11 protein-coding genes are annotated in these 14,052 nt (G+C 53.0%); all 11 read right to left on the reverse strand.

The features are described from left to right. Window positions 1-55: 55 nt before the first annotated feature. Window positions 56-1,555: an exopolyphosphatase gene (gene ppx, locus J1836_RS04770; RefSeq protein WP_207249938.1), complete on the reverse strand. Its 1,500-nt coding sequence runs from the start codon at window positions 1,553-1,555 to the stop codon at window positions 56-58. Window positions 1,556-1,557: 2 nt separating this feature from the next. After that, on the reverse strand, window positions 1,558-1,941 hold the full coding sequence (gene ridA / locus J1836_RS04775; RefSeq protein WP_207249939.1) for a deaminase RidA: 384 nt from the start codon (window positions 1,939-1,941) through the stop codon (window positions 1,558-1,560). Window positions 1,942-1,950: 9 nt separating this feature from the next. Next, window positions 1,951-3,681, reverse strand: a complete 1,731-nt coding sequence (locus J1836_RS04780) for a RelA/SpoT family protein (protein ID WP_207249940.1) — start codon at window positions 3,679-3,681, stop codon at window positions 1,951-1,953. Between the two features lie 90 nt (window positions 3,682-3,771). Continuing rightward, the gene (rpoZ, locus tag J1836_RS04785) at window positions 3,772-3,990 is read right to left on the reverse strand and encodes a DNA-directed RNA polymerase subunit omega (RefSeq protein WP_207249941.1); all 219 of its coding nucleotides are present in this window, start codon (window positions 3,988-3,990) and stop codon (window positions 3,772-3,774) included. Window positions 3,991-4,054: 64 nt separating this feature from the next. Further along, window positions 4,055-6,229 carry a 3'-5' exonuclease gene (locus J1836_RS04790; RefSeq protein WP_207249942.1) on the reverse strand — a complete coding sequence of 725 codons (2,175 nt, stop codon included), beginning with the start codon at window positions 6,227-6,229 and terminating at the stop codon, window positions 4,055-4,057. Then, window positions 6,226-6,600 (reverse strand): response regulator transcription factor, encoded by a 375-nt coding sequence (locus J1836_RS04795; protein ID WP_207249943.1) that lies wholly within the window; start codon window positions 6,598-6,600, stop codon window positions 6,226-6,228. Before J1836_RS04795 ends, J1836_RS04790 begins: the two co-directional genes overlap by 4 nt. 24 nt (window positions 6,601-6,624) lie before the next feature. Further along, the gene (locus tag J1836_RS04800; protein ID WP_207249944.1) at window positions 6,625-9,276 is read right to left on the reverse strand and encodes a sensor histidine kinase; all 2,652 of its coding nucleotides are present in this window, start codon (window positions 9,274-9,276) and stop codon (window positions 6,625-6,627) included. A 3-nt stretch (window positions 9,277-9,279) separates the two neighbouring features. Next, the gene (locus J1836_RS04805; RefSeq protein WP_207249945.1) at window positions 9,280-9,477 is read right to left on the reverse strand and encodes a hypothetical protein; all 198 of its coding nucleotides are present in this window, start codon (window positions 9,475-9,477) and stop codon (window positions 9,280-9,282) included. 18 nt (window positions 9,478-9,495) lie between these two features. Further along, window positions 9,496-10,659: an ATP-binding protein gene (locus tag J1836_RS04810; RefSeq protein WP_242632825.1), complete on the reverse strand. Its 1,164-nt coding sequence runs from the start codon at window positions 10,657-10,659 to the stop codon at window positions 9,496-9,498. 77 nt (window positions 10,660-10,736) lie between these two features. Continuing rightward, window positions 10,737-12,107: a DUF294 nucleotidyltransferase-like domain-containing protein gene (locus J1836_RS04815; RefSeq protein ID WP_278189485.1), complete on the reverse strand. Its 1,371-nt coding sequence runs from the start codon at window positions 12,105-12,107 to the stop codon at window positions 10,737-10,739. 59 nt (window positions 12,108-12,166) lie between these two features. Then, window positions 12,167-14,032 (reverse strand): putative nucleotidyltransferase substrate binding domain-containing protein, encoded by a 1,866-nt coding sequence (locus J1836_RS04820; RefSeq protein WP_207249947.1) that lies wholly within the window; start codon window positions 14,030-14,032, stop codon window positions 12,167-12,169. Between the last annotated feature and the right edge of the window lie 20 nt (window positions 14,033-14,052).

A 14,052-nucleotide genomic window follows, 5' to 3' on the forward strand; every position in this document is an offset into this window, starting at 1 on the left:
TCCTCGCACAAGGGGATTTTTGTTCAGGTTATGCGTAAAGAGTATAGAACAGAAATTAAAACACCAACTCCACCTTCACCGCTTTCAACAATACCTGCTCACGCTCCAAATCCGCCAGTAACAACGGCTTTTGGGCTTTGATGTCATCCACAAAGCGTAATTCAATGCGGTTTTTACTCACGCGGATACGTTCAATGCTCGGCGCTGCCTCTTTATGCGAACGGTGCAACAACACCGCCAGCCGTAGCAACACGCTTAAATACAACGCATTCTGGTAATGTTCCACATCCAGCAAGGCAAACAGTTTGCTGGAAATTTTCTGGCGATGCGTGCGTACCAATACACTCAACCAACGCTGATCTTCGGTGGAAAACCCCGGCAAATCAGCATTTTCCAACACATAGCCACCATGCTTGTGGTAGCTAGAATGCGAAATCGCCAGCCCCAATTCGTGTAAATCCGCCGCCCAACCCAGCAAGTTTGCCAAATACTCCGGCAACTTCCACTCATCGCGGCAACGGTTAAACAACTTTTGCGCCGTGTCATGCACTGCCGCTGCATACGCCTGATCCACCTGAAAACGCTGCTGCCACACCCGTACCGTCTTGTCGCGGATGTCGTCGTGTTGGTAACGTTCCAGCCGGTCATACACCAAGCCTTCCCGCAACGCCCCATCCGACACCAACATGCGGTCGATTTTCAGCGCCTCAAACACCGCAATCAGCACCGCTAAACCACCCGCAAACACAGGCTTGCGTTCGTCACTCAGCCCCGCCAACTTCAGCTTATCAATATGCCCCGCTTCGATCATCATATCGCGCACGCGGTACATGTGCTCCAACGTAATCCCGTAAGGCGCAAGCCCAGTTTGCTGGATGACCTTTTTCACCGCGCGAATCGTGCCGGAAGCACCTGTTGCCGATTCCCAACCAATCGCTCGATACGCCGCTTTAATCGGGCGCAATTCCAATAAAGCAGCGGTAATCGCTTTATCCCAACAAGCGCCAGTCAACTTACCATCGGGGAAGAATGCCAGCGTGCTGCTCACACAGCCCATACGCAAACTCTCCAAATGCAACGGCTCGAAGCCTTGTCCGATAATCAGCTCAGTACTGCCGCCGCCAATATCCATCACAAAGCGTTTACCTTGCTGGTCTTTGGCGAGAGAATGCGCCACGCCGAGGTAAATCAGCCGCGCCTCTTCGCGCCCACTGATGACCGCAATCGGATGCCCCAACGCCGCCTCCGCCAGATGCAAAAACTCGCGCGAATTCTTGGTCAAGCGCAGCGTATTCGTACCCACCGCAGCGACATTTTCCGAAGGAAAATCACGGATACGCTCGCCAAATCGTCGCAAACAATCCAGCGCTCGCTGTTGCGCGGCCTGACTCAGATTGCCCTTCGCATCCAACCCGCCGCCCAGCCGCACAGGTTCACGCAAGCGATCCAAAATGCTGACCTGCCCGTAAGCGTCAATCTGCACCACGATCATGTGGAAACTATTTGACCCCAGATCAATTGTCGCCAGTTTGTACGGCTGTTGCAGGTCAGTCATAGTCAGCTCACCACCATAATGGCATCAACTTCCACTTGCGCCCCACGCGGCAACGATGCCACGCCAATCGCCGCCCGCGCCGGATACGGCTCATCAAAAAACTCCGCCATTACCTGATTCACCACGGGGAAATTCACCAAATCAGTAAGAAATACATGCACTTTCACGCAATCATTCAACGAACCACCCGCAGCCTTAGCTACCGCCGCCAGATTCTCGAAAACTTGGCGCACTTGCGCGGCAATATCGCCATCCACCATCTGCATCGTCGCAGGGACAAGCGGAATTTGCCCCGACAAATACACCGTATCGCCCACGCGTACCGCTTGGGAATAAGTGCCAATCGCTTGCGGCGCATCCGGGGTTGAAATGATGATCTTGTTCATGGAAATCCTTTATTTCGTTAATTTACTGACATTCAATACATTGGGGATGTGTTTTAACTGACGCATGACTTCTTGTAAATGCCCCGTATCATCAACCTGCAAGGTAAAGGTATCCTGCTTGATGCGCCCTTCCCCACTGATTTTCAGGTCAACGATATTCACATCCAAGCCATCCATGCACTTGGTAATCTGACGCAACATGCCTTTCACGTCACGCACGTCGATCATAATACCGACAGAAAGCTTTTGCCCGATGCTGCCTTCCGCGCCACTGTCTTGCAAGAGATCGTGCTGGCGTAACCAACTGCGAATATACGCATACGCCCGACTGGTTTTCACAAAATTCAACCACACCGCCTGCGGGTGCGCGTTTTTATCTGTCAGAATTTCAATCGTCGCCATATTGTTGGGCACACGGCTGCGCAACGGCAATTCTTGCCCATCCACCTTCGCACCAATGCAATGATGCCCGACTTCGGTGTGTACGGCGTAAGCAAAATCCAGCAACGTCGCACCACGTGGTAATTCTTTCACATCACCTTGCGGGGTATAGGCATAAATTTCCGTTTGGAACATATCGGCCTGCATATCCGCGTAAAATTCATCAGGATTTTGCGCGTGACTATCGAAGTCCTTCACCTGCTTGACCCAATCATCAAACACTGCCTGCGTGTATTCCTGCTTGTGCATGGAACGCATATCGGGGTAACGCCACTGTGCCACCAAGCCGTGTTGCGCCATCTGAAACATATCGCGGGTTTGAATCTGGAAGCTCACCACTTGCCCACTCGGCGCGGTCACGGTGGTTTGTAATGCCTGAAAACCGTAGGCACGCGGCGAGGCAATGAAATCTTTCACCATGCCCATACGCGGACGGAACATGCTATGGATCACGCCCAAGGCTTGATAGCATTCGGCAATTTCACCGACCTGCACACTGATTTCCAATAAATCGCATTGCTGACGGAAACGGACTTTTTTGCGGCGACATTGTTCATACACACGGAACAGATTTTTTTCCCACGGCGAGGTATTGCTGGTGGGAATACTTGCCAATAAAGCATCGGAAACACTATCAAAAATCTGTCGATGTTTTTCTTCGTTTGCCGTTATATAGTGATCAAGCGAGCGCTGCAAAATCTCGCTGCGCCAACTGTATAAGTTCTTAAACGACAGCCATTGCAACTGGCGACGAATATCGTTCATCCCCATCCTGCGGGCTAAGGCAACATAGGTGGTAGAGGTTTCGTGCGCAATCCGGCGGCGTTTGTGCGGGGGCATATTGCCGAGGGTGCTCATATTGTGCAGCCGATCCGACAGCTTGATCAGCACCACACGAAAATCCTTGGTCATCGCCTGCATCATCTTGCGAAAACTGGCTTTGGTGACCGCTTCTTTGCTACACAGCTCGTCACTCAGATGTAACTTAGTAACACCCTCCACCAGTTCAGCCACGGTTTCACCGAACTGCGCCGTAATATCGGCTTTGGTGTAATCGGTATCTTCAATGACATCGTGCATAAGGGCTGCGGCAATGGTATCCGCATCCAAATGCAGTAACGCCAACGAATGCGCCACTTCCAGCGGATGGGTAATATACGGGGTAACTTTATCAGCGCGGAACACGCCATCATGCGCCTCTGCCGCTAGCAGAAATGCCTCGTAAACCTTACGAATGTCTTCTGGCGTCATGTAACGTTCGACCAGTCGCATCAAGTCATTGGAACGAAAAACGGACATACAGCACCTTCCCCACGCGAATCAGGTCAAGCCCTTACAAACCTCAAAAAAATACCCGCTGGGGATGCACAGCGGGTATTTTTAAGGGTATTAGTTGTCGATTACGTGAGTAGAAATCACCACGGGTTTTTGATCCAGCAACCCTTCCGCGATCTCGCGCAGGGCGATAACCGTTGGCTTGTCGCCTTCTTCCGCCACCAAAGGTTGTGCACCGTGAGAAATATCACGAGCGCGTTTGGCCGCTTTCAAAACCAGTGCGAAATTATTCTCTACATGTCCTAAGCAATCTTCAACCGTAATACGTGCCATTTTGATTCCGCTCTAAAATTTTAGTAATTAGATAAGCTAAGCTGAATCCAAGCTAAGGTCAACCCTAATATTTCAACCGCGCATAATACGTCTTCTGCGCTGCTTCCCGCGCTTGCCCCAAGGTATGAATCCCCATTTCCGCCAACAACGGAATCAAGCGCATAAACACTTCCGCCGTCGCCATCGCATCCCCCAGCGCGGTATGCCGCCCCAAAATATTAATATTAAAGCGCTCGGTAATCGCCTCCAGCCGATGCGATTCCTGATTCGGATGCACCACCGCCGACAGCAACAAAGTATCCATGACCGGATGGTCAAACACCACACCCGTCACTTTTTCCTTCACCTGCAAGCAACGCATATCAAACGCGGCATTGTGTGCCACCAGCACCGTCTCTTGCGCAAACAGATGAAACGCTGGTAACACCGTATCAATCGTCGGCTGCCCGCGCACCATTTCCGGCGTAATCCCATGAATCGGAATCGTAATCGGTGGAATATTGCGTTTTGGGTCAACCAACTGGTCAAAGTTTTCATTGCGCAACAGCTTGCCATTCACAATGCGTACCGCCGCAATCTGGATGATTTCATCACCGTTCGCCGGATCAAGCCCCGTGGTTTCGGTATCAAACACCGTAAACGACAATTCGCTCAGCTTGCTGTCTTCCAAGGAACGCGACTGCGCCGAGGCTTGAAACAAATCGAAATCGTAGTATTCGGGGCGGCTCTCATTACGCACCACACTGCTGGTTTCCAACTGCTCTTGCGGGGCTGCCAACGGCAATAAAAAGCGGAAAAAGACCGTGCCTGTCTCTGCTTCGCGTTCAAACCAGAACGCGCCACCGTGGCGTTCCACCACATCTTGAATGGTCAGCGAGGTGTCTTCACCGCCAGAACGCATTGGGTCATTTTCCCAACCCGGCACGACTTTATCGGTCAACTTCGCGGCACTTGGTGTCCAGCACAAATCCAATTGCGCCCGACCTGTGCCCATGCTCAAGCGCAATTGCACCGTATTAATCACGCATTCTTGCCGCAAACGTTCAGCCAAATACGACAAGGCTTGCAACAGCGAAAAGCTTTCCACTTTCAGCCACAAGGAATCGTCCACCTCGGTCGCCACCACGGACAAACCACCCAAGGCTTCGATACGGCGAATCGCCGCTGCCACCAAATCCGACCCCAACATGTCTTCCAGCGGCCAACGCAATACCGTGCTATCCAGCGCCGACGACTTGAGTTCACGCAAGCGATTGCCCAATCCTGCGGTTTCTTCGCGCAATACGGTCAACAAGCGCTCGCGCATGTCCGGCTCAACATCGGGATATTCCAAAATATCCAACGCCGCCTGCATATTCCCCAATGCCGCCCGACTGCGTTCCGTCAGTGTATGCAAAATATGATCCTGCCGCGCTTGCGCCTCAAATTCGCGAGTAATATTGTCGAGCATCAGCACGAAACCCGTCATTTTGGCAGTTTCATCAGCACTTTGTACCGAACGCACGGGAGCCATTTGCGCCCGTAACAACTGCCCCGAAGGTGTCGTGGTAATGAATTGTGCGGAGGGGGCTGACGCGCCCCGTTGCAACCGATGCTGAATATTTTCCAAAGCGTGCATCACCAACTTACGATCAAACACGCCATACACCGAACGCCCCAACCCAATCAACTCGCCGCCACCCGTCACACCCGGCGCTTGCGACAAGGCACGAAATTGCATCCGCGCCCGATTGTTGTACAGCAAAATGCGCCCATCCAAATTGCACACCACCACGCTTTTGGTCAGTTCCGACATTAGCGCGGCAAGGCGGTTTTTTTCCTGTTCCGTATTACGCGCTGCTTCTTCGACGCGCACATCCATTTCTTCACGCAAGGCTTCGCGTTGCTGCACCAATTGGTTAAACAAATCGGTCAGACGACGGTTTTCAATACTGCCGGAGGGTATAAGCTGGCGTTTTACATCCGTCCCCAGTAACACTTGCGCCTCTTCTGCCAAACGAGCAGGAGCGGTCATGAAATACGACACCAGAAAACGTAATGCTGAACCCACCGCAATCAACGAGATTGCCCACATCGCCAGCAACACAATCATGCGTTCGCCGAGCGTATCTTTAACGATCGTGCGCCCTGTCTCATCCAAGGTTGACCAGATCAACCCGCCCGTTGCGCCCAACCACACCAAGCAAATCAAGCCAATCAGCGCCACGCCGAGTGCCACGCGCTTATCAAAACGTCTCATGCTGCCGCCTCCAATAAATCGCGCACCTTTTGCGCTAATTCTTTGGTGGAAAACGGTTTAGTCATGTAATCATTCGCCCCCAATGCCAAGCCTTTGGCGACATCGGTATCGCGCCCTTTTGCCGTTAACAGCAAAATAGGCATCGTCTTAAAGGCAGCATTGGCGCGGATTTCATGGCACACATCAAACCCGGTCTTTTTCGGCATCATCACATCCAGCAACACCATGTCAGGGTGTTCGCGTTCAATCAGCTCACAGGCTTCCTGCCCATCGTGTGCCACCACCACGCGATAGCCTTCACGCTTCATCAGGTATTCCAATGAAATCAAAATATTGGGTTCGTCATCCGCAATCAGTACGGTTTTTGTCATGGTATGCTCTCCTCTCTCTATTCGTTATCGCGGCAAGAAAAAGCTAAAACACGCGCCTTTTCCCGCCTCTGACACCAACCACATCCGCCCACCAAAATGCTCCACAATTTGGCGGCTGATCGGCAAACCCAAGCCTGTACCCGGTTGTGACCCGGCGTCATTTTCGGCTTGCCGGAATTTTTCAAACACCAAGGCATGTTTATCGGGAGCAATGCCCGCACCATTATCCGTGACCTCCACCGTCACGCCAACGGGAGCATCCAACACGCGCACTGTAATCTTGCCACTCCCCGCTGGCACAAATTTGATCGCATTTGACAGCAAGTTCAAGACCACCTGCATTAAGCGATCCGGGTCAGCACGTAACGGCGCAACGTGGGGCGGCATTTCCGTTTGCAAGGCAATTTCACGTTCGCGGCACATTCCTGCCACACTATTCACCGCTTGCTGCACCACGTCGCGCATGTCCACGTCGCTGTTATGCCATTCGGCGTGACCCGCTTCGATCTTCGCCATATCCAGCACTTGATTCACCAAACGGCTCAAACGCTCCGCTTCCGCCACCACAATGCCGAGGAATTGCTGGCGTTGCTCCAGTTCCATCTCTGGGTCATCCTGCATCATTTCGGTCAGCGCCCGAATCGAGGTCAGCGGGGTACGTAATTCGTGGGTCACGGATGACATGAAATCATCTTTCAAATGATCCAAACTTTTGAGCTGCTCCAAGGCAATGCGTAATTCGGAAGCTTCCTCCAGAATCCGCATCACGTCATCTAACTCCAGCGCTTCCTCTTCCACCACCGATGCCACCATGACGCGAGCCGAAGCGCTGCCAATCGCGCCGGTTAATTGCGTCTCTACGAAGTGTACCAGCTTCGCATCAGCGGGTATTTGCCCTATGTCATGCACACCTGCTTGTTGTGCATACTCGGCGAATAAACGTTCGGCACGCTCTGTTCCCAGAAAACGCCCGGTCAGGTGCAATAAATCGGTCACTTTTGCCTGACCTTGCCAAAAGACAGGATGCGTAGCATTCGTGCGTTGAAACACATCCACAAACAGCAAGGCTTGACTGGCTTCGCGGGCGGCGGGGCGATGCCACAACGATACCCACACATACGCCGTCACATTCGCCAATAAGCTCCAGAACAAGGCATGGGTTAAATTATCCAACCCTACCAAACCCAAAAACGCTTCCGGCTTCAGCCATGCAATGCCCCAAGGCCCTTGCTGCAACACATCCGCTGCTACCCACCCCGACTTTGCCAACGACGGCAACATGAGCATGTACGCCCACAACACAAAGCCCGCCAGCAAACCCGCCAATGCGCCGTTGCGTGTGCCGCCTTTCCAATACATCCCGCCCAATACCGCCGGAGCAAACTGCGCCACCGCCGCGAAACTGATCAAGCCAATGCTGACCAGCGCGTAAGCCTCACCCGCCAAATGAAAATACAAATACCCCAGCAATAAAATCAGCACGATCGCCAAGCGCCGAATCGTCAGCAATAACCCCGTCAAATCGCCATCTGAGCGCACCCCAAACCGCTCAGTACGCAACAATAACGGCATCACCAAGTCATTGCAGACCATCGTCGACACTGCAATAGCTTCCACAATCACCATGCCCGTCGCCGCCGATACGCCACCGACAAATGCCACCAGCGCCAACCAACCATGCCCCTGTGACAACGGCAACGACAATACAAACGTTTCGGGGTTAACCGTGCCGACCCCAAAATACAGCAAGCCCCCCAACGCAATCGGCAACACAAACATATTGATCAGCAACAAATACAGCGGAAACACCCACGCCGCACGGCGCAAATGGCGTTCATCGACATTTTCCACCACCATCACCTGAAACTGGCGCGGCAAAAACACCACCGACAGCATTGCCAACAGCGTCAACGCAAACCACTGCGAATACGCAAACGGCTTGCCCTGATCAAACGCCAATAAAGGTTTAAGGTTTTCCTGTACCAAGGCTTGGCTGGCAATATCGCCCATGCCATTGAACATGCCGTAAGTGACAAAGATCCCCACCAGCAAAAACGCCAGCAATTTCACCACCGACTCGAATGCAATCGCCGCCACCATCCCCTCGTGACGTTCGCTGCTATCCAGATGGCGTGTCCCAAACACAATGGTAAAACCCGCGAGCGCCAATGCCATGTACAGCGCACTATCCGCCCACCAGGCTGCCGGAGTTGCTAAGGTTTCCCCCAGTGGCAACGTCAGCACCGCATAACCGCTGGCAATCGCTTTCAATTGCAGCGCAATGTACGGCACGATCCCCACCACCGTAATCAGCGTCACCAAACCCGCCAGCAACCGACTTTTGCCGTAACGGCTTGCCACAAAATCCGCAATCGAGGTAATCCGGTAGGTTTTGGCAATGCGGATCATCTTGCGCACCACCAGCCATGCCAACAACATCGCCAACATCGGTCCTAAATAAATCGGCAAAAACCACACGCCCGCACTCGCCGCCCGCCCCACGCTGCCAAAGTACGTCCACGCCGTGCAATACACCGCCATCGACAGCGCATAAACCCACGGGCTAGCAATGATCGAACGCCCTGCTTCCGCCCGCTTATCGCCCACGTAAGCCACGCTAAACAGCGCCAGCAAGTACGCTACCGTCACCCCGATTACCAGCATGGGCGTTAACATGGCTTAGTCCTCCCCGGTTTCCATCACCCACGCCAGTGCGGCAATCAGAAAGCCCCACACCAAAAACAACCCCAGCGGAAACAATGGGATACCCAGCAGTTGCGCTTCATGATCCCACAGCGTCAGCAAAGGAAAATTCAGCAACGCCACGCCGGTCACGAACAGCGCTACCAAGCGTTGCGATGTCATGCCTTTCAACATAAGTATTCCTCCTTTGCGTTATGTATTCATCTCAACCTTGCTTAAGTATCCGTCTATCCCGTTCAAAAAAGTAACAACGGGAATCACCTTAATCCCATCCACTTCCAACACGTCATCACCACCATATAGCAGATACGGGGTCACTTGCGGATAATCTTCACGGAAACTTTTCAACCCGCTCAAGTGTTTGTTAGAAACCTGCCGGGTGCGTTTAACCTCAAGCGCATAGAAACCGTTTTCGCCGTAGCAGATAATATCCACCTCAATCCCCGTCGCCGTGCGCCAGAATGACAAGTCGTAGCCCCAATCACGGTAGGCGTTCATGGCGCGGATTTCCTGCAACACCAACGATTCCAGACACACTCCTTCCAGTTCTTCCGGGCTATCCAACACACCTTTGGGGCGCACATGGTAATAAATGCCGGTGTCGAACAGGTAAAACTTGCGGTGCTGGGTCAACTTCCGTTTGGCGCGTTTGCTAAAGACCGGCAGACGGTAGGCAATCAGCAAATCTTCGAGGATGGTGAAATAGTTTTCCGCCACCTTGCGGTTGATATTGGCTTCACGTGCCACCTCGGTGATGTTCAGCGATTCGCCTTGGGAAAAACTGGCAATTTCCAGAAAGCGGCTGAACGCGCCGATATTGCGGGTCAAGCCTTCTTGCTGTACTTCCTGTTCCAAATAGGTTTGGAGGTAGGCTTGCAAGTAGTGCTTGGGATTTTCTTCGCTAAATACCGACGGCAGCATCCCGTAGCGTAAAGCGTGTTCCAGCACAAAATCATTGCCCACTTCCTGCACCGTCAGGGGGAAAAAGTGGTATTGCAAAGCACGCCCTGCCAGCAAGTTGACATTGCTGCGGCGCAATTTGCGGGCGCTCGACCCCGTCAGCACAAAGTACAGATCCTTACGTTCTTCAATCAAGCGGTGGACTTCATCCAGCAGATTGGGAATTTTCTGCACCTCGTCCAACACCACCCAGCCGCTGTAGTCAGACGGGATGTATTCCTCCAGCCGATTTTCCGACCCCAGCAGGCGTTGGTATAACGCTGGGCGCAGGAAATCCAGATAGATAGCATCCTTGAAATGCGTTTTCAGCCAAGTGGTTTTGCCCGTGCCGCGTGGCCCGAACAGGAAAAAGCTCTTGTTGTTGGGTGGAGTAAACAATCGGCTGTACATCAGCATCACCGTAAAATGGAGTTAGTAACGCCATTTTACATAGTTTTTTGGCGTTTACGATGCCATTTTTCCAGATTTCATCATCAAGTTCCACTCCGATACGCCCGAAACATTCCCTGCTGCAACCGCGCCACCACTTCACAAGCCCCTTTCAGATGATTGCGCTCCAACGCCGACAAACTCGCCAACGGCAAGGCATTATCCGGCGCTACCCCTGCCTGTACCTGCCGTGCCTGATGCTGTAAACGCAAGCGGCTGATCACCTCCAACGCTTCCAGCAATTCACCCACATCAGCGCCGTTCAGCACACCTACTTCTGCCAAGGCTTGCAAGCGCTCCACCGTATTCACCGGCGGCAAACCTCGCGCCAGCGCATACACCCGCGCTAAATCAATCACCGGCACAATTCCGCGCTTTTTCAAGTCGATGACTTTTTCGCCTGCTGCATTGCGCTCACTGGTAAACCTGCCCCAAAAGTTGAGTGGAGGCTGAAACGTTTGCGCATTGTCTGCCAGTAAGCGCTGAAACAGGCTGCTATTGCGGGTACGTCCCAGCAAGTCATCACGCAGCCGCAACAACAAGCTGTCATCACCATAGGTGCAACGCAAATCGAAGAAGATAGTGGCATTCACCAACGCCTGTGGTTCAGGCGTATCCACCCATGCGCGAAAATACTCCCGCCACACCCGCAGCGGTTGCCGCCATTCACGGTTGCTTGCCATGATATTGCCGGGGCAATACACATAACCGCACGCATTCAAGCCATCACTAACAAAATGCGCCACTTGCTGGAAATAGGCATCGTGCAATTCGGGCACAAAGCTATCGTCCAGAATCATGGCGTTATCTTGATCGGTGTAGATGGTTTGCTCATGCCGCCCCATCGAACCCGCCACCATGAACGCGTAAGGAATCGGCGGTGCACCGAAACGGCTTTCTGCCAATTTCAGTAAGCGATGCACGATTTCTTGCCCAAGCAGACTGAGGGAGTGCGCAATATCGCGGGCGGGCGTACCGTTTTGCACCATGCGTACCAAGGTGCTCGGCAAATGTTGGCTGAGGCGTGTTAAGGCTGCCACATCCGGTGCAACATGAATATCACCCACCAGCCATGCCGCGTTGTAATCGTATTGGCGCAACAGCTCAAACACCGACACGATACCGAAACCACCATCAGGCAATGTGACCAGAATGTAGCGCACGTTACGCCGTGCCATCAGCAACAGCGCATCCGAGGCGGTTTGGGTGGCAGGAACAATGAGCGGCGCGACCGTCATAATGTCACCAATCGGCGTGGTGGCAGGATCAAGCCCCACCGCCAATACTCGCGCCCGCAAATCAGTATCCGTCACAATACCTTGCAGGCTGCCGCTGGCATCTAGCACCAGCACAGCACGGCTGTCTGCCTGCGTCATACAAGCAGCTACAGCCTGAATACTCGCGCTGCTTGCCACCGTCAAGGCGGGGCAAGCCAGCTCGGTCAGGTGAACATGTAGCAGATTGACGTTTCTCCTTATCTAAACTGATCCGCTTTGTAACGTGTGGTCATACCATCCTGCATACTGGAAACCACTTCAAACGCATCCTTCAAATGGCGGCGTTCCAGCGACGACAGTTCTTCCGGCGGCACGTAATTGTTAGGCTTCAACCCTTTCTCGATTTGCTTTGCCTGATGTTGCAAACGCACCGTGCTGATGAATTCAAACGCATCACGTAAATCTTCGATCATGGAGCGGTTCATCACCCCTGCTTCCGCAATGGCTTCCAAACGCTCCCACGTATTGATGGGGCGCAAGCCCCCCGCCAGCGAATACAGCCGTGCCAGATCAATGACCGGCACAACACCACGCTTTTTCATGTCCATGCCTTTTTCGTCAGAGCCGTCCTTGTCTTTGTCCAATACAAAGCCTCGGAAGAACCCAATCGGTGGCTTGAAGCCCAAGGCATTGCTCGCCATGAAGGCTTGGAATAACGTACTGGCTTTGGTTTTATGCAGCACTTCTTCCTGCAAGTCATTGAGCAGACTTTCCTCACCGTGCAAACAGCGCAGATCAAAGAAAATACTGGCGTACATGAGCGCCTGCGGTTCGGGTCGATTGATCCACGTTTCAAAGTAACCACGCCACACCGACAACGGTTGCCGCCATTGATCATTGGTTGCCATGACATTACCGGGGCAATACACATAGCCGCACGCATTCAAGCCATCGCTAACAAATTTGGCAATGCTGCGGAAATACTCACCGTGTTCCGCTTCATTGTACGCATCCGACAAGATCATGCCGTTATCTTGGTCGGAATGCGCGGTTTGTTCACGCCGTGCCATCGAACCCGCCACAATAAACGCATACGGAATTGGAGGTTTGCCAAACTGCCCTTCCGCCATCACCAACAAACGCCGCGCAATCGCCTGCCCGATGGAAGTAATCGCATGACCAACATCATTCGCAGGCAAGTTCTGTTTAACCAAACCGACCAGCACATTCGGCAAGCCTTTGCTGAGTTCTGCGAGTCGTGCCACATCCGGCGCGGTGAAAATGTCACCCACCATGTAGATCGCATTGTGGCTTTGCCCACGCAGCAAATCGGTCGCCGAAATAACGCCGACCACCTCATTATTGTTCACCACTGGCACATGACGCAGGTTAAAACGCGTCATCAGCAACAAGGCTTCGGAAGCCTGATCGTTGGGCGACAACGTATAAAGCTTGCGCGTCATAATGTCGCCGATGGGCAAGTCGATACGCAAACCTTGAGCAATAACACGGCGGAAATCGGTATCCGTTACCATACCGTGTGGTGTGGAATCATCCTCGGTGATAATGGCAGCACGGCTCTTGGTTTCCGTCATTTGCTGCGCGACGGCTTGCACCGGCACATCTTTACGAATCAACAAGGCAGGTTTCATCAGATCCTGCACATGCAGGGTGATCATGGCGTAATTATCAGAACCACGCATTTCCTGAATGGCACTGCGCAGACGCTCTTGCTTGCGTTCGGAGAAGTATTGGGAAACACGCTCAAAGCTATCGACTAATTCCAGAAACAGCGCAGCGGGGATGGCAAAAAACAGGCTGTCTTCCAGTGCTTTAACCGTCATGCCCACCACGCCACCGCGCATGACCGAACGGTAGCCGACCCAATCGCCCTTGCTAAAGCGCCCATACAGCTCGCCGTTTTCCAGAAACACATCCACAGCCCCACGGCGGATCAGCAGCACTCGGTCATTTTGCTCGCCGATACTCATGACCGCATCGCCGATGCCATTACACTGGAACGTGACGTTTGCCGCGAGTTTATCCAACCATTCCGCTGGCAAATCCTTTAACGGCGAACACTTCGCCAAGTAACTACGCACCTTGAGCTGCTCAAGTTCCATACAGTACACCTTATCAAGAT

The organism is Thiothrix fructosivorans, assembly GCF_017349355.1.
GTDB lineage: Bacteria > Pseudomonadota > Gammaproteobacteria > Thiotrichales > Thiotrichaceae > Thiothrix > Thiothrix fructosivorans.

Excerpts from the sequence above, each read along its gene's own strand:
- ppx (WP_207249938.1), bottom strand. The coding sequence starts at position 1,555 with ATGACTGACCTGCAACAGCCGTACAAACTGGCGACAATTGATCTGGGG.
- ridA (WP_207249939.1), bottom strand. The coding sequence starts at position 1,941 with ATGAACAAGATCATCATTTCAACCCCGGATGCGCCGCAAGCGATTGGC.
- J1836_RS04780 (WP_207249940.1), bottom strand. The coding sequence starts at position 3,681 with ATGTCCGTTTTTCGTTCCAATGACTTGATGCGACTGGTCGAACGTTAC.
- rpoZ (WP_207249941.1), bottom strand. The coding sequence starts at position 3,990 with ATGGCACGTATTACGGTTGAAGATTGCTTAGGACATGTAGAGAATAAT.
- J1836_RS04790 (WP_207249942.1), bottom strand. The coding sequence starts at position 6,229 with ATGAGACGTTTTGATAAGCGCGTGGCACTCGGCGTGGCGCTGATTGGC.
- J1836_RS04795 (WP_207249943.1), bottom strand. The coding sequence starts at position 6,600 with ATGACAAAAACCGTACTGATTGCGGATGACGAACCCAATATTTTGATT.
- J1836_RS04800 (WP_207249944.1), bottom strand. The coding sequence starts at position 9,276 with ATGTTAACGCCCATGCTGGTAATCGGGGTGACGGTAGCGTACTTGCTG.
- J1836_RS04805 (WP_207249945.1), bottom strand. The coding sequence starts at position 9,477 with ATGTTGAAAGGCATGACATCGCAACGCTTGGTAGCGCTGTTCGTGACC.
- J1836_RS04810 (WP_242632825.1), bottom strand. The coding sequence starts at position 10,659 with ATGCTGATGTACAGCCGATTGTTTACTCCACCCAACAACAAGAGCTTT.
- J1836_RS04820 (WP_207249947.1), bottom strand. The coding sequence starts at position 14,032 with ATGGAACTTGAGCAGCTCAAGGTGCGTAGTTACTTGGCGAAGTGTTCG.